This is a genomic window from Streptomyces tuirus, from assembly GCF_014701095.1.
In the GTDB taxonomy this organism is placed as follows: domain Bacteria; phylum Actinomycetota; class Actinomycetes; order Streptomycetales; family Streptomycetaceae; genus Streptomyces; species Streptomyces tuirus.
Genome location: NZ_AP023439.1, coordinates 6707498 through 6723201 on the forward strand (window position 1 = coordinate 6707498; position 15704 = coordinate 6723201).

The following is a 15704-nucleotide window of genomic DNA, read 5'->3' on the forward strand; positions in this document are numbered from 1 at the left end:
TCTCCGAGGTCAAGAGCAGTGCCGGTTCAACCGGCGTAGTGTGGAAATCGGCGAAGTGCACAACGGCGTAGTCCCGATCATGAATGCACCCATCGAGGATTACGCGCTCATCAGCGATCTGGAGACGGCCGCCATGGTCGGCCGGGACGGGTCGGTCGACTGGCTTTGCCTGCCCCGCTTCGACTCCCCGGCCTGTCTCGCGGCCCTGCTGGGAACCGAGGGCAACGGACGCTGGCGACTCGCCCCCCTCTTCGCAGGCCGCTGCACCCGCCGTTCCTACCGGGCCGACACACTCGTCCTCGACTCCGTCTGGGAGACACCCACCGGAACGGTGCGTGTCACGGACCTGATGCCGCCGCGCGCCGACGTGCCCTGCATCGTCCGCCTGGTCGAAGGCCTGTCCGGCACGGTGGACCTGCGCAGCGAACTGCGCCTGCGCTTCCACCAGGGCCGCGTCGTGCCCTGGGTCCGGGACGTCGGCCACTGCACCGTCGCGGTCGCCGGCCCCGACGCCGTCTGGCTCGGCTGCGACGGCCATGTCCGCGACCGGGGCGACGAGGACGCCACCGTCTGGGACTTCACCGTGACGGCCGGGCGCCGGCTGGGCCTCACCCTCGGGTGGACGCCCTCGTACCGGTCCGCGCCCCCTTCACCCATGTCCGTCCCGGCGGAGACCGCCCTGAAGGAGACCGCCGACTTCTGGCGGCGCTGGACCGGCCGGTGCCGCTACCACGGTCCGTGGCGCGACGCCGTGGTGCGTTCCCTGATCACCCTCAAGGCCCTCACCTACGCCCCCACGGGCGCCATCGTCGCCGCCCCCACCACCTCCCTGCCCGGCCGTATCGGCGGCGAGAACAACTGGGACTACCGGTTCTGCTGGCTGCGCGACTCCAGCCGGACCCTGTCCTGCCTGCTGCGGAGCGGTTACCGCGACGAGGCCACGGCCTGGCTGGACTGGCTGGTGCGGGCCGTCGCCGGCGACCCCGCCGATCTCCAGCCCGTCTACGGCGTCAAGGGGCAGCGGCTGCTGCGGGAGACCGAGGCACCCTGGCTGCCCGGTTACGAGGGCTCGCGGCCTGTGCGGTTCGGCACGTCGGCGGTGAGCACCTTCCAACTGGACGTCTACGGCGAGGTCATGGACACCCTCTGGCTGTCGCTGCGCGCCGGGATCCCGATGCCCGCCCATGTGTGGGACCTGGTCGAGTCGCTCATGGGCTTCCTGCTGCGGCACTGGCGCGAACCGGACCAGGGGCTGTGGCAGGTGGACGGGGCACGCCGCCAGTTCGTGCACTCCAAGGTCATGACGTGGGTGGCAGCCGACCGGGCCGTGCGCATGGGCGAGCTGCTCGGGCGCAACGGCTCCGCCGGCGAATGGCAGGCCATGCGCGAGGAGGTGCACCGGCAGGTCTGCCGGGAGGGCTGGGACACCGCCCGGCGCACCTTCGTGCAGTCCTATGGCGCGCCCGGCCTGGACGCCTCGTCACTGCTCATCCCCCGGGTCGGGTTCCTGTCCGCCCACGACGAGCGGGTGCGCGGCACCGTGCGGGCCCTGGGCCGTCTCGGCCACGGCGGGTTCCTCCGCCGGTACGCGCCGGACGGCACCCGGCCCGGGGCCGCGGACGGCACCGAGGGCACGTTCGTCTCCTGCTCCCTGTGGTACGCCGACGCCCTCGCCGCCACCGGGCACCGGCAGCAGGCCCGTGAGGGCTTCGAACGGGTCCTCGCCGTCCGCAACGACGTCGGGCTGCTGGCCGAGCAGTGGGACCCGGACACCGGCCGCCAGCTGGGCAACGCGCCCAAGGCGTTCAGCCACATCGCGCTGGTGGAGACGGCGTTCGGCCTGTCGGCGTCATCGGCGTGGCGCCGCCGGGGTCCGGGAGCGGGCCGGGGCTGAATCGGCCCCGCGGTCGCTCTCACCTCCTCTGCCGCTCTCTCCCACTCGCTCTCACCCCCGCGGCCGTTCTCTCAATCAGCCCTCGGGCGGACGCCGTCGTGCTCTCGCAGCATGGCCTCGCCCTGCTCCACCGTGAGCGGACGCGCGAACAGGAAGCCCTGGCCGTACCGGCATCCGATGAGCGCCAGCAGTTCCCGCTGCGGCTGCTGCTCGATGCCCTCGGCGATCACCTGGAGGCCGAGCGTGTCGGCCAGATGCACAATGCCCTCGACCAGCGCGACCTGCTGGGGGTCCTCCGGGAGGCCGTCCACGAACGACTTGTCGATCTTCAGCACGTCGATGGGGAAGTCCCGCAGGTAGCGCAGCGAGGAGTATCCGGTGCCGAAGTCGTCGACCGCGATGCGCACCCCCCGGTCCTTGAGGGCCTGGATCTGAGCGTCGATCCGCTGGGTCCGCTGCATGAGCACCGACTCGGTGAGTTCCAGTTGCAGCGTGCCCGCGGCGAGGCCCGTCGTGTCCAGAGCGGTGCACACCTCGTCGAGGAAGCCCGTGTCCCGCCACTGGCGGGCCGACACGTTGACGCTGAGACAGGGCGGAGCGCGCCAGGGCGTGCGGCGCTGGAGCCGGGCCATGTCGGCCGTGGCCTTGCGCAGCACCCACGCTCCCAGTGTCGAGATGTGGCCGGTCTCCTCGGCGAGCGGGATGAACTGGCCCGGCGGAACCGGATCGGTCCCGAGGTCCGGCCAGCGGGCCAGCGCCTCGAAGCCCACGATGTCGCCGCTGTCGATACCCACCACCGGCTGGTAGAGCAGGCCGAACTCCTCCTTGTCGACGACCTGGTCCAGCCGTACGCGCAGGTCATGGCGTTCCACCACCCGGATCCGCTGCTGGGGCCTGAAGCGGCGCCAGGTGCGCTTGCCGGACGCCTTGGCCGCGTAGAGGGCCAGGTCGGCGAGGGCCAGCAGTTCCCCGGCGTCGGTGCTGTCCCGGGCCGTGGCCACCCCCACGCTGGCCGACACGCTCACCGACTCCACGGCGAGGTGGAAGGGCCGGCTGAGGGTGCGGACCACGTGCGCGGCGAGCACCTCGGCGTCGATCGGCTGCTCCGCGTCCTCCACCAGTACGGCGAACTCGTCTCCGCCGAGCCGGGCTGCGGTGTCGGTGCGCCGCAGGGTCCCGGACAGGCGCTCGGCGACCGCGCACAGCAGCCGGTCGCCGACCGGGTGGCCGAGCGTGTCGTTGACGATCTTGAAGTCGTCCAGGTCGATGAAGAGCAGACAGGTGGTCGTGGACTCCCGGTGGCCCCTGCGCAGCGCACGCTCGGTCCGCTCCAGCAGCAGGGCGCGGTTGGGCAGGCCGGTCAGGGCGTCGTGGAAGGCTCGCTGGGTGAGCTCGTGCTCCAGCTGCCGCTGCTCGGTGACGTCCCGCAGCGTGACGACCAGACCGCCCACCGTCGGGTCCTGCCGCAGGTCGCGGCAGCGCACCTCCACCTCGATGCGGGCGCTCCCGCGGCTGACCCGCCAGTGGTCGTGCGCCTCCTGCCGCCCGTCGCCGCGCAGGGTGTCCAGCGTGCTGGCGACCCGGTCCCGGTCGCGGGCATCGACCAGCCGGGGCAGCGGAGTCCCAGTGAGGTCGGCGCCGCCGAACACGGTCCGGGCGGACGGGCTGGCGTAGCGGACGCTGGTGTCGTCGTCGACGATGAGGATGACGTCCGAGGCGTTGTGCACCAGAGTCCGGAAGTACGCCTCGCTCTCCTGCCGGATGACCTCCCGCCGCAGCGCGATGCGTTCCGTGGCCAGCCCCGCGTGCGAGGCGAGCAACTCCAGGGAGCCGCGCATCTCCGTGAGCTGACGCTCGGAACCGGCCGCCAGCAGCGCGCCCGGCAGCTCGCCCCCGGCCGGGCGGGCGGGCTGGACCATGGGGCAGAGCAGCGCGGTCGGCAGGTCGCCGAGCTGGGCGGCGAGTTCGGGCCCGAGCGCAGCGACCGGAACCAGGACGGTGCGGCGACCGGCCACTTCGGCGGGTCCGTCCCCCGTGCCGCCGGCCCAGCCCGGGCAGCGCGCCAGGCGCGCGTACAGGTCCTGTGCCTCCTCGGCCGGCAGCACCAGAGTCGCGTGACGGCCCTGGGGTCCGAACAGTTCGGTCACCGCCTCGTCGCAGGCACGCTCTATCTCCGCCGGCCAGAACGCGCCCACCAGGGACGCGGCCGCGGCGCGCAGCGCCAGTTCCCTGGTCATGGCCCGGCGGTGCGCGACGACCATCTGGGTGAGCCGGAGGATCACCAGCAGGAACAGCGCCCCCGAGAACGCGGCCAGTACGGTCGCGTCGAAGGCCAGGCCCAGGCTCTCCTCGTGGACGAGGATCGCGGGCGGAATCAGCGTCGCGACGGCGAGCGGCACCAGTCGGCGCCGGGGCGGCACCAGGGACTGGGGCGGCGGGTCCGGGGCGACGAGCCGGGCCATCGAGGGATGCAGCGCGGCCAGACCCCAGGCGGTGCAGAACACGATGCCGCCGGAGGCGAGGAGTGTGCCCGTCTGCCAGGTGCCGTCGAGCCGGAGGACGCTGTGGGCGATGTCGAAGCCGAGCAGGGTGAGCGAGCCCAGGACGAGCAGCTGGGCGGCCCGGTTCCTGCCGGGGGAGGGGCAGCGCGCGAGCAGCCGGACCAGCAGGGCCAGCACCAGGACGTCCCCGAGCGGGCAGGCGACGCTGATCGCCCGCTGCTGCCAGGTCAGCCCCTCCTGCCGGGCGAGCGGTTGCACCAGGTAGACCCACACCGGCAGCACGAGCCCGCCGGTGATGACCAAGGCGTCGAGCAGTCCCGGCAGGTCACGGCCCGTCCAGCGGTAGCGCAGCAGACCCGACAGGCCCAGCGCGAGCAGCGGGTAGACAGCGAGGTACAAGGCGTCCGCCGGGGACGGGAACGGGGCCGGCCCGGAGAAGTACGCCTCCTGGGCCAGGGAGAAGGTGCCGCCCGCGGTGAAGACCAGCAGCCCGGCGGCGAGCAGCAGCCACGGCCGGGCACGAGGGGGGCGGTGGATGCGGGTTCCGGCCAGGACGGCCGCGACCCCCGCCAGCCCGATGAGGGCCCACGACGGCGTACGAAGGACCGGGACGGCCACGTAAGTCACGGTGAGGAGCGCCACCAGCGAGACGTGAAAGGCCGCCGGTCGCCGGCCCGGTACGCCTCGGCCGGTCGGCGGGGGACGCATGGCGGCCTACTCCTTCGCCCCGGGCCGCCGCGCGGTCTCCACGTACCCCTGCGGATTGAGCCGCTGAAAACGCCAGGCGTCCCGGCACACGTCGGCGAGACCCCTGGTGGGGCGCCAGCCCCAGGCGCGCTCCACGGCCGTCGCGTCGGCGACCAGCTCGGCGACGTCCCCGCGGCGGCGGGGCCCCACGTCGTACGGTATGGGCTTGCCGCAGGCCCGGGAGAACGTGTCGATGACGTCGAGGACCGAACTGCCCGCGCCCGCGCCCAGGTTGTACACCTTCATGCCCGGCGCGTCGGCCAGGTGGTCCAGTGCGACGCGGTGTGCCTCGACGGCGTCCATGACGTGCAGGTAGTCACGGATCCCGGTGCCGTCGCGGGTCGGGTAGTCGTCGCCGTGGACGGGGAGCTTCTCGCGCCGGCCCACCGCCACCTGCGCCAGGTACGGCAGCAGGTTCTGGGGCGTGTGGCGCGGGTCCTCGCCGAGGAGCCCGCTCGGGTGGGCCCCGGCCGGAACGGGGTAGCGCAGGCACAGCACGGTGAACTCGGGGTGGCGGCGGCACACGTCCGCGAGGATCTGCTCGCAGATCCACTTCGAGGACGCGTAGGGCGTCCCCGGCCGGATGGGCGTGGCCTCGTCGAGCGGCCCGCTGCCGGCGTCGCCGTAGACCCAGCAGGAGGAGGGGTAGACCAGCCGGTGCACCTCGTGTTCCTGCATGGTCCGCAGCAGGGCGGTGGTCCCGCCGACGTTGGTGTCGTAGTACGCGACGGGCATCCGTGTCGACAGGCCCCCCGCCTTGTGCGCGGCGAAGTGCACAACGGCGTCCACGGAGTGTCGGTCGAAGACGGCCGAGAGGGCGTGCCGATCACGGATGTCCAGCTCGTACACGGCGCCGACGAAGCGGCCGGCGATCCGTTCCACCCGGGCGAACACCTGGGGTGTGCTGTTGGAGTAGTCGTCGACCACGATCACCTCGTAGCCGTGGTCCAGCAGTTCCACGCAGGTGTGACTGCCGATGAAACCGGCCCCGCCGGTGACAAGGACGGTCGAGGGAGCCCATGAGGATCCGGCTCCTCGAGCGGTCGGCGACTGGTTCCTGCGGGCCATGCCTGGACTCCCGCGTCGGGTGGGGTCGAGAACCGTATGTTTACGGTGTATATGTACGACTCTGCACCCGACCCCCGAGTCCGGTCAAGGCCGGACGAGCAACTGGAAGTCGAACGTGTAGAGCGACGCCCGGTAGATGTGCGTTCCGTACTCGACCGGGCGCCCGGTGTCGTCGTACGCCGTCCGCTGCATCGTCAGCAGCGCCGCCCCCTCCGGCTCGTCCAGGCGGGCCGCCTCCCGCGCGGTGGCCGCGCGGGCGCCGATCGTCTGGCGGGCGCTGTGCAGGGTGATGCCCGCCGAGCGCATCATGCGGTACAGGCCGGTCGACTCCAGGCGGGCGCCGTCCAGGGCCGGCAGGGACACCGGCAGGTGGTTGCGGAGCAGGGCCACCGGCCGGCCGTGGGTGCGGCGCAGCCGGTCCAGGAGCCTCACCTCGTCGCCCTCCGGCACGCCGAGGGCGGCGGCCACCTCGCAGGAGGCCGGGACGACCTCGTTGCGCACGACTTCCGTGGCCGGCGCCTGCCCCGCCGTCTCCAGGTCGTCGTAGAGGCTGCTCAGTTCCAGCGGGCGCCTGACCTGGCTGTGCACCACCTGCGTGCCCACCCCGCGCCGCCGGACCAGCAGCCCCTTGTCGACGAGGGACTGGATGGCCTGGCGGACGGTGGGGCGGGACAGGCCGAGGCGCACGGACAGGCCGACCTCGTTGCCCAGGAGGTTCCCCGGGGCGAGCACCCCGTGCTCGATCGCCGCCTCCAGCTGCTGCGCGAGCTGGTGGTAGAGCGGCACGGGACTGCCCCGGTCCAGGTCGAAGTACAGCGAGCCGAGCGCGGCGACGGCCGTGGCCCGGGCCCGGCCACCTGTCTTCCCCATGGGCCAACCCCCTTTACGAGTGTCAGGAGTTGCTCGGGAAACCGAGGTTGATGCCGCCGTCGGACGGGTCCGGCCAGCGGGTGGTGATGACCTTGCCCTGCGTGTAGAAGGCGATGCCGTCGTTGCCGTAGATGTGCAGGTCGCCGAAGAGGGAGTCCTTCCAGCCGCCGAAGGAGTGGTAGCCGACCGGGACCGGGATCGGGACGTTGACGCCGACCATGCCGGCCTTGACCTCCAGCTGGAAGCGGCGGGCCGCGCCGCCGTCCCGGGTGAAGATGGCGGTGCCGTTGCCCCAGCGCGAGGAGTTGATCAGCCGGATGGCCTCCTCGTAGGTCTCCGCTCGGACGACCGCCAGCACCGGGCCGAAGATCTCGTCCCGGTACGCGTCCGCCGTCAGCGGCACCCGGTCCAGCAGGGAGACACCGAGGAAGAAGCCGTCCTCGTGGCCCTCCACCGAGAAGCCCGTGCCGTCGACCACGACCTCCGCGCCCTGCTCGGCAGCCGACGCCACGTACGACGCCACCTTGTCGCGGTGCTCGCGTGTGATCAGGGGGCCCATCTCCGAGGCCGGGTCGTCGCCGGGGCCGATCCTCAGGTTCTTCGCCCGCTCGGCGATCTTGCCGACCAGTTCGTCACCGATGTCCCCGACGGCCACGACCACCGACACGGCCATGCAGCGCTCGCCCGCCGAGCCGTACGCGGCGTTGATCGCCTGGTCGGCGGCGAGTTCCAGATCGGCGTCGGGCAGCACCAGCATGTGGTTCTTGGCGCCGCCGAGGGCCTGCACCCGCTTGCCGTGCTCGACGGCCGCTCGCTGGATGTACTTGGCGATCGGCGTCGAGCCGACGAAGGACACCGCCTCGATGTCCGGGTGCTCCAGGAGACGGTCCACGGCCGTCTTGTCGCCCTGCACGATGTTCAGGACGCCCTCCGGCAGCCCCGCCTCGGTGGCCAGCTCGGCCAGCCGGAAGGAGGCCGACGGGTCCTTCTCCGACGGCTTCAGCACGAAGGTGTTGCCGCAGGCGATCGCCAGCGGGAACATCCACATCGGCACCATCGCCGGGAAGTTGAACGGCGTGATGCCGGCGACCACGCCCAGCGGCTGGCGGATCGAGGCGACGTCGACCCGGTTGGAGACCTGGGTGGACAGCTCGCCCTTGAGCTGGACGGAGATCCCGCACGCCAGCTCCACGATCTCCATGCCGCGCGCGACCTCGCCGAGCGCGTCGGAGTGCACCTTGCCGTGCTCGGCGGTGATCAGCTCGGCGATCTCGTCGCGGTGGGCGTCGAGCAGCTCGCGGTACTTGAACAGGATCGCCGTGCGCTTGGCCAGGGAGGACTCGCCCCAGCTGTCGAAGGCGGCCCTGGCGGAGGCGACCGCGGCGTCGACCTCGTCGGCGGAGGCGAACGCGACCTGCTTCTCCTGGGCGCCGGTCGCCGGGTTGTAGACGGGGCCGAACCGGCCGGAGGTGCCCTCGACGGGCTTGCCGTCGATCCAGTGGGTGATGGTCTTCATGGTGCGCAAGGGCCTTTCACGGAGCTTCGGTTCAGGGGGTTCAGAGGTGGCGGCGGCGGTCCGCGACCTGGCGGTCGTAGCGCTCGCGGGCCTCGACGGCCGCCTCGCGGGAGGCGGTCTCCGCCACCGGCACGTCCCACCAGGCCTCGGCCGGGGGAGCGGTCGGGGCCGGGTCGGTCTCGACGTACACGCACGTCGGGCGGTCGGAGGCGCGGGCCGCGGCCAGCGCCTCGCGCAGTTCGCCCACCGTCTTGGCGCGCAGCACGTCCATGCCGAGGCTGGCCGCGTTGGCGGCGAGGTCGACGGGCAGCGGGGCGCCGGTGAAGGTGCCGTCGGCGGCCCGGAAGCGGTAGGCGGTGCCGAACCGCTCGCCGCCGGTCTCCTCCGACAGGCCGCCGATGGAGGCGTAGCCGTGGTTCTGGATCAGGACCATGTTCAGGGGCAGGCCCTCCTGGACGGCAGTCACGATCTCCGTCGGCATCATGAGATAGGTGCCGTCGCCGACCAGCGCCCACACCGGCGTGCCCGGGGCGGCCTGCTGGACGCCGATGGCGGCCGGGATCTCGTAGCCCATGCAGGAGTAGCCGTACTCCAGGTGGTACTGGCGCGGGCTGCGGGAGCGCCAGAGCTTGTGCAGGTCGCCGGGGAGCGAACCGGCCGCGTTGATCACCACGTCGTCGTCGCCGACGGCCGCGTCCAGCGCGCCGAGCACCTGCGTCTGCGTCGGGACCGCGCTGTCGTCGCCGGCCCGGTAGGCGGCCTCGACGACCTCGTCCCAGCGCTCCTTGCCGGCGCGGTACTCGGCCTCGTAGGCCTCCGGCACGCGGTACCCGGCCAGTCCCCCGGCCAGCTTCTCCAGGCCCGACCGGGCGTCGCACACCAGCGTCCGCGCGGCCAGCTTGTGGGCGTCGAAGGCGGTGATGTTGAGGTTGAGGAACCGCACGTCCGGGTTCCGGAAGAGCGTGCCGGAGGCGGTGGTGAAGTCGGTGTAGCGGGTGCCGACGCCGATCACCAGGTCGGCGGTGCGGGCGAGGTCGTCACTGACCGCGGTGCCAGTGTGCCCGATGCCGCCGAGGTCGGCGGGGTGGTCGTGGCGGAGCGAGCCCTTGCCGGCCTGGGTGGAGGCGACCGGGACGCCGGTGGCCTCCACGAACGCCTTCAGCGCCTGCTCGGCCTCGCTGTGGTGCACGCCGCCGCCGGCCACGATCAGCGGCCGCCGCGCCGACCGGATCGCCTCCACGGCGGCGTTCAGCTCGACCGGGTCCGGCGCGGGACGCCGTACGTACCAGACCCGCTCGGCGAAGAACTCCTCCGGCCAGTCGTACGCCTCCGCCTGCACGTCCTGGGGCAGGGCGAGGGTGACGGCGCCGGTCTCCGCCGGGTCGGCCAGCACCCGCATCGCCTGGAGCGCCGAGGGGATCAGCGCCTCCGGGCGGGTGATCCGGTCGAAGTACCTCGACACCGGGCGCAGGGTGTCGTTGACCGACACGTCGGCCTCGACCGGGTGCTCCAGCTGCTGGAGCAGCGGGTCGGGGGCGTGCGAGGCGAAGTAGTCGCCGGGCAGGAGCAGCACCGGCAGCCGGTTGATCGTCGCCAGGGCGGCGCCGGTGACCAGGTTGGTGGCGCCCGGGCCGATCGAGGTTGTCACCGCCTGCGCGGACAGGCGGTTGAGCTGGCGGGCGTAGCCGACGGCCGCGTGCACCATGGACTGCTCGTTGCGGCCCTGGTGGTAGGGCATCACATCGGCGTACTCGACCAGCGCCTGGCCGACCCCGGCGACGTTGCCATGGCCGAAGATGCCCCAGGTCCCGGCGATCAGCCTGCGGCGCACGCCGTCGCGCTCGGTGTACTGGGCGGACAGGAACCGGACCAGCGCCTGGGCGGTCGTCAGTCTGCGGGTGGGGGCGCTCATACGGAGGTCTCCGGGGCGGTGTAGAGGGGGAGGCGGGGGTCGACCGGCTGGTCCGGCCAGGTGTCGCGGACCCAGGCGTGGTCGGGGTGGTCGCAGATCAGCCAGGCGCGCTCGGCCTCCGGGCCCGCCATGACGTTGAGGTAGTACATGTGGTGGCCGGGCGTGGCCATCGAGGGTCCGTGCCAGCCGTCCGGGATGAGGACGACGTCGCCGTCGCGCACCTCCGCCAGCACGTCGGTGTCCCGGCCCGGTCCTGACGGGGAGACGCGCTGGTAGCCGAGGCCGGGGATCCCGTCGTGGCCGGCGAACTCGAAGTAGTAGATCTCCTCCAGCACGGACTCCTCGCCGGGCCGGTGCTCGTCGTGCTTGTGCGGCGGGAACGACGACCAGTTGCCGCCGGGGGTGATCACCTCGACCGCGATGAGCTTGTCGCACTCGAATACCCCGGCCGCGCCGAAGTTGTTGACCTGCCGGGAGCAGTTCCCGGTGCCGCGCAGCTCCACGGGCACCTCGGACGCGGGGCCGTAGCGCGCGGGCAGCCGGCGGGTGCAGCGCGCGCCGGTCAGCGCGAACCGGCCGCCGCCGGCCGACGTCACGGTCGCGCGGGCGTCGCGCGGCACGTACGCGAAGTCGCTGACGCCGCTGAACACGTCGGCGCGGCCCTGGAGTTCGAATGTCTCCTGGCCGAAGTCGTCCGCCGCTGCGACCGTGCAGCCGCCGCTCAGCGGGACGACGATCCACTCGCTGTCACCGGTGTCGAAGGAGTGCGCGCCACCGGGCGGCAGCTCCAGGACCCGCAGACTGGAGTGGCCCCAGCCGGCCTTCTCGGGCGTGACATCGACGGCGTAGGGGCCGCCGAGGGCCTTGCCGGCGGGAAGGTGGTACGTCATTGCATCCTCCGGATCACAGCAGACCGACGGCCGTGTCCACGGCCTCTTCCACGCTGCCCCCGGCCGGGTAGAGCAGCGACCGTCCGACGACCATGCCCTGGACGGTGGGCAGTCGCAGGGCCTTGCGCCAGCGTTCGTAGGCGCCCTCCTGGTCCTCGCCCACCTCGCCGCCGAGCAGCACGACCGGCAGGGTGGAGGTCTCCAGGACCTCGGCCATGTCGTCAGGGTCGTCGGTGACGGGCAGCTTCAGCCATGTGTACGCCGAGGTGCCGCCGAGCCCGGAGGCTATGGCGACGGACCGGGTGACGGCCTCGGCGGACAGGTCGTTGCGGACCCTGCCGTCGACCCGCCGGGAGATGAACGGCTCGACGAACAGGGGCAGTCGCCGCTCCGCCATGGCGTCGATCGCCCGCGCGGTGGACTCCAGCGTGGCCAGCGAGCCCGGGTCGTCGTAGTCGATGCGGACCAGGAGCTTGCCCGCGTCGAAGCGGAGCCGGTCGATGTCCTCGGCGCGGTGGCCGGTGAAGCGGTCGTCCATCTCGAAGGACGCCCCGGCCAGACCGCCGCGGTTCATGGAGCCCATGACGACCTTGTCGTCGAGGACGCCGAGGAGCAGGAGGTCCTCCAGGATGTCGGCGGTGGCGAGCACCCCGTCGACGCCGGGCCGCGACAGCGCGGTGCACAGCCGCTCCAGCAGGTCCGCGCGGTTGGCCATGGCCAGGCGCCGGTCACCGACCCCGAGGGCGCCGCGCGCCGGGTGGTCGGCGGCCACGATCATCAGCCGGCCGCTGTCGCCGATCAGCGGGCGGCGCACCCGGCGGGCGGCCGCTTCCGCGACCGCCTCGGGGCTGCGGGCTCTGACCGCGGTGAGGTCGGGGATGCCGATGTTCAAGGAAGGCTCCGTTTCAGTGGCTCGTGCTCGGCGACGGCACCCCGGTGAGGAGGTCGGCGACCTCGGACTCGGTGGGCATCGCGGAGGAGCAGGCGAGGCGCGAGGCGACGAGGGCGCCGGCGGTGTTGGCGTGGCGCATGGTCCGCTCCAGGTCCCAGCCGGCGAGCAGACCGTGGCAGAGCGAGCCGCCGAAGGCGTCACCCGCGCCCAGGCCGTTGACCACCTCGACCAGGACGGGCGGGACCTCTACCCGGGTGCCGTCGCGGTGCACGGCCAGGACGCCCTTGGGGCCCTGCTTGACGACGGCCAGCTCCACGCCTGCCTCCAGCAGCGCGTCCGCGCAGGCCTGCGGTTCCCGCACGCCGGTGGCGATCTCGCACTCGTCGAGGTTGCCGACCGCGACCGTGGCGTGCCGCAGGGCCTCGCGGTAGTACGGGCGGGCCTCCTCGGGGTCGCGCCAGAACATCGGGCGCCAGTCGAGGTCGAAGACGGTGGTGCCGGACTTGTCGCGGGCCTTGAGGGCGGCGAGCGTGGCGGAGCGGCTCGGCTCCTCGCTCAGGCCGGTGCCGGTGATCCAGAAGATCCTGGCCCCGCGGATGGCGAAGAAGTCCAGCTCGTCGGTGTGGATCTCCAGGTCCGGCGCCTTGGGGCGGCGGTAGAAGTACAGCGGGAAGTCGTCCGGCGGGAAGATCTCGCAGAACGTGACCGGCGTCGGGTACGCGCCGACGGGGGTGACCCAGCGGTCGTCGACGCCGAAGCCCTTCAGCGCCTGGTGCAGGTACGTGCCGAAGGGGTCGTCGCCGGTGCGTGTGATCACCGCCGTACGGCGTCCCAGGCGGGCCGCGGCGACCGCCACGTTGGCCGCCGAACCTCCCAGGAATTTCCCGAACGTCTCCACTGCCTCCAGGGGGACACCGGTCTGCAGGGGGTAGAGGTCGACCCCGATACGGCCCATCGTGATCACATCGAAATACTGGGCTGGCTCGGCCATGCGCGACCTCCTCGGGAAGCTGGGGGATGCGGGCCCTGTGGCCCCCTGCCACGGTGGGGGCGTGGATCCACGGGACCTGCCGCCTCCCAGGTGTAGGTCTCGGAGGGCGGCGGTGTCAATAGTTTGTACTTACATTCGGACCTGCTTGTGAAATGATGTCTTAACAAAGTATTGACAGCGGGCGCGGCAGGGACTTGTATCCCGTGCCATCGCAACAGTCGGTTTGCGGCATCATGATCCGGACTCCGTAAGGCTCCGGGACCACGGATCCCTTCGTGATCCCTCCCTTTCCCCCGCAGTAGCACAGTGAGGTGCCAGGAAAGATGGACCGCTCTTCTCACCCCCGCTCCCGCAGGTTCGCGCCCGTCGTCGCCGTGGCCGCGGCAGCGGCCCTGACCCTCGCCGGCTGCTCCAGCAGTTCCGGAGGCAAGAAGTCCGAGGAAGGCGCGGCGGACGCCTCGGCCGGCAAGGCCACCACGCCGCGCATGACCGTCGCCCTGGTCACGCACCAGGCGCCCGGCGACACCTTCTGGGACACCGTCCGCAAGGGCGCCGAGGCCGCGGCCGCCAAGGACAACATCAAGCTCGTCTACTCCGCCGACCCGAACGCGGGCAACCAGGCCAACCTGGTCCAGAACGCGATCGACCAGAAGGTCGACGGCATCGCCGTCACCCTCGCCAAGCCGGACGCGCTCAAGGGCGTCATCGGCAAGGCCGAGAAGTCCGGCATACCCGTCGTCGGCCTGAACTCCGGCCTGAGCGACTGGAAGAACCTCAACCTTCTGGAGTTCTTCGGCCAGGACGAGTCCGTCGCGGGCGAGGCCTTCGGCAAGAAGCTCAACGAGGTCGGCGCCAAGCACGCGCTCTGCGTCGTGCAGGAGCAGGGCAACGTGGGCCTCACCCAGCGCTGCGACGGCGTGGAGAAGACCTTCGACGGCAAGCTCGACACCCAGAACGTCAACGGCACCGACATGCCGTCCGTGAAGTCGACGATCACCGCCAAGCTGAAGCAGGACCCGTCCATCGACTACGTCGTCGCGCTCGGCGCGCCCTTCGCGCTGACCGCCGTGCAGTCGATCGGCGACGCCGGCAGCAAGGCGAAGGTCGCCACCTTCGACCTCAACAAGGACCTCATCAAGGCCGTCAAGAGCGGCGACATCCAGTTCGCGGTGGACCAGCAGCCCTACCTCCAGGGTTACCTGGCAGTCGACGGCCTGTGGCTCTACAAGAACAACGGCAACTACAGCGGTGGCGGTGAGCAGCCCGTGCTGACCGGTCCGGCCTTCGTCGACAAGTCCAACGTCGACAAGGTCGGGGAGTTCGCCGCGAAGGGCACCCGGTGATGAGCATGACCCAGCACGCCGAGCCGGCGGTGGACACACCGCCGGCCCCCGGCCGCAAGCAGTCCGACGGCCGGACGCGGCAGCGCCCGCTGGCGCTGCGGCTGCTCGCCCGGCCCGAGGTCGGTGTCTTCCTCGGCGCCGTCGCGGTGCTCGTGTTCTTCCTGTTCGCGGCACCGCCGGTGCGCGACGGCAGCTCGATGGCGAACATCCTGTACCAGTCGTCGACCATCGGGATCATGGCGCTGCCCGTGGCCCTGCTGATGATCGGCGGCGAGTTCGACCTGTCCGCCGGTGTCGCCGTGATCACCTCGGCGCTGACCGCGTCGATGCTCAGCTACCAGCTGACCATGAACGTCTGGGTCGGCGTGATCGTCGCCCTGCTCGTGTCGCTGGCGATCGGCGCGTTCAACGGCTGGCTGCTGGTGAAGACCGGGCTGCCGAGCTTCCTGGTCACCCTGGGCACCTTCCTGATCCTCCAGGGCGTGAACCTCGCGATCACGAAGCTGGTCACGGGCAACGTGGCCACCGACGACATCAGCGACATGGACGGCTTCACACAGGCGCAGAAGATCTTCGCCTCGACCTTCACCGTGGGCGGGGTCAACGTCAAGATCACCGTGGTGTGGTGGCTGGTCTTCGCGGCCCTGGCGACCTGGGTGCTGCTGCGCACCAAGTACGGCAACTGGATCTTCGCCGTCGGCGGCAACAAGGACTCGGCGCGCGCCGTCGGTGTCCCGGTGACCTTCACCAAGATCTCCCTGTTCATGCTGGTCGGCTTCGGCGCCTGGTTCGTCGGCATGCACCAGCTGTTCTCCTTCAACACCGTGCAGTCCGGCGAGGGCGTGGGCCAGGAGCTCATCTACATCGCCGCGGCCGTCATCGGCGGCTGTCTGCTCACCGGTGGCTACGGCTCCGCGATCGGCCCCGTCTTCGGCGCCTTCATGTTCGGCATGGTGCAGCAGGGCATCGTCTACGCCGGCTGGAACCCCGACTGGTTCAAGGCCTTCCTCGGCGTGATGCTCCTCGGCGCCGTTCTCATCAATCTGTGGGTCCAGCGCACGGCGACCCGGAGGTGACCGC

General features: G+C 71.8%; 11 protein-coding genes. 3 read left to right on the forward strand and 8 right to left on the reverse strand.

Features of this window, described 5'->3' with window-relative positions; genetic code table 11:
- Positions 1 to 79: 79 nt before the first annotated feature.
- Positions 80 to 1894, forward strand: coding sequence for a glycoside hydrolase family 15 protein (locus IGS69_RS30500; protein ID WP_190903682.1), 1815 nt, complete (start codon positions 80 to 82; stop codon positions 1892 to 1894).
- A gap of 71 nt (positions 1895 to 1965) precedes the next feature.
- Here IGS69_RS30500 and IGS69_RS30505 read toward each other — a convergent pair whose 3' ends face one another.
- The 8 genes from IGS69_RS30505 to iolC all read right to left on the reverse strand — a co-directional run bounded on the left by IGS69_RS30505 (position 1966) and on the right by iolC (position 13281).
- On the reverse strand, positions 1966 to 5103 hold the full coding sequence (locus IGS69_RS30505) for a putative bifunctional diguanylate cyclase/phosphodiesterase (RefSeq protein ID WP_190903683.1): 3138 nt from the start codon (positions 5101 to 5103) through the stop codon (positions 1966 to 1968).
- Positions 5104 to 5109: 6 nt separating this feature from the next.
- Positions 5110 to 6210: a UDP-glucose 4-epimerase GalE gene (gene galE / locus IGS69_RS30510; RefSeq protein ID WP_190903684.1), complete on the reverse strand. Its 1101-nt coding sequence runs from the start codon at positions 6208 to 6210 to the stop codon at positions 5110 to 5112.
- A gap of 84 nt (positions 6211 to 6294) precedes the next feature.
- A complete protein-coding gene (locus IGS69_RS30515) occupies positions 6295 to 7080 on the reverse strand; it encodes a GntR family transcriptional regulator (protein WP_190903685.1) in 786 nt (261 codons plus the stop codon).
- A 22-nt stretch (positions 7081 to 7102) separates the two neighbouring features.
- Positions 7103 to 8596: a CoA-acylating methylmalonate-semialdehyde dehydrogenase gene (locus IGS69_RS30520; protein ID WP_190903686.1), complete on the reverse strand. Its 1494-nt coding sequence runs from the start codon at positions 8594 to 8596 to the stop codon at positions 7103 to 7105.
- A 40-nt stretch (positions 8597 to 8636) separates the two neighbouring features.
- Positions 8637 to 10508, reverse strand: coding sequence for a 3D-(3,5/4)-trihydroxycyclohexane-1,2-dione acylhydrolase (decyclizing) (gene iolD, locus IGS69_RS30525; protein ID WP_190903687.1), 1872 nt, complete (start codon positions 10506 to 10508; stop codon positions 8637 to 8639).
- Positions 10505 to 11398, reverse strand: a complete 894-nt coding sequence (iolB, locus tag IGS69_RS30530) for a 5-deoxy-glucuronate isomerase (RefSeq protein ID WP_190903688.1) — start codon at positions 11396 to 11398, stop codon at positions 10505 to 10507. Before iolB ends, iolD begins: the two co-directional genes overlap by 4 nt.
- Before the next feature lie 13 nt (positions 11399 to 11411).
- Positions 11412 to 12290 carry a Cgl0159 family (beta/alpha)8-fold protein gene (locus IGS69_RS30535; protein ID WP_190903689.1) on the reverse strand — a complete coding sequence of 293 codons (879 nt, stop codon included), beginning with the start codon at positions 12288 to 12290 and terminating at the stop codon, positions 11412 to 11414.
- A gap of 13 nt (positions 12291 to 12303) precedes the next feature.
- Positions 12304 to 13281: a 5-dehydro-2-deoxygluconokinase gene (iolC, locus tag IGS69_RS30540; protein ID WP_190903690.1), complete on the reverse strand. Its 978-nt coding sequence runs from the start codon at positions 13279 to 13281 to the stop codon at positions 12304 to 12306.
- A gap of 323 nt (positions 13282 to 13604) precedes the next feature.
- Between iolC and IGS69_RS30545 the strand changes: the two genes are divergently transcribed.
- Positions 13605 to 14624 (forward strand): sugar ABC transporter substrate-binding protein, encoded by a 1020-nt coding sequence (locus tag IGS69_RS30545; protein WP_190903691.1) that lies wholly within the window; start codon positions 13605 to 13607, stop codon positions 14622 to 14624.
- Positions 14624 to 15700, forward strand: a complete 1077-nt coding sequence (locus IGS69_RS30550) for an ABC transporter permease (protein WP_031103652.1) — start codon at positions 14624 to 14626, stop codon at positions 15698 to 15700. Before IGS69_RS30545 ends, IGS69_RS30550 begins: the two co-directional genes overlap by 1 nt.
- The last annotated feature ends 4 nt before the right edge of the window (positions 15701 to 15704 follow it).

Bases quoted from the DNA above. Each gene is read 5' to 3' on its own strand.
- IGS69_RS30505 (WP_190903683.1), bottom strand. From the start codon at position 5,103: ATGCGTCCCCCGCCGACCGGCCGAGGCGTACCGGGCCGGCGACCGGCG.
- IGS69_RS30545 (WP_190903691.1), top strand. From the start codon at position 13,605: ATGGACCGCTCTTCTCACCCCCGCTCCCGCAGGTTCGCGCCCGTCGTC.
- IGS69_RS30500 (WP_190903682.1), top strand. From the start codon at position 80: ATGAATGCACCCATCGAGGATTACGCGCTCATCAGCGATCTGGAGACG.
- galE (WP_190903684.1), bottom strand. From the start codon at position 6,210: ATGGCCCGCAGGAACCAGTCGCCGACCGCTCGAGGAGCCGGATCCTCA.
- IGS69_RS30520 (WP_190903686.1), bottom strand. From the start codon at position 8,596: ATGAAGACCATCACCCACTGGATCGACGGCAAGCCCGTCGAGGGCACC.
- iolD (WP_190903687.1), bottom strand. From the start codon at position 10,508: ATGAGCGCCCCCACCCGCAGACTGACGACCGCCCAGGCGCTGGTCCGG.
- IGS69_RS30515 (WP_190903685.1), bottom strand. From the start codon at position 7,080: ATGGGGAAGACAGGTGGCCGGGCCCGGGCCACGGCCGTCGCCGCGCTC.
- iolC (WP_190903690.1), bottom strand. From the start codon at position 13,281: ATGGCCGAGCCAGCCCAGTATTTCGATGTGATCACGATGGGCCGTATC.
- IGS69_RS30550 (WP_031103652.1), top strand. From the start codon at position 14,624: ATGAGCATGACCCAGCACGCCGAGCCGGCGGTGGACACACCGCCGGCC.
- iolB (WP_190903688.1), bottom strand. From the start codon at position 11,398: ATGACGTACCACCTTCCCGCCGGCAAGGCCCTCGGCGGCCCCTACGCC.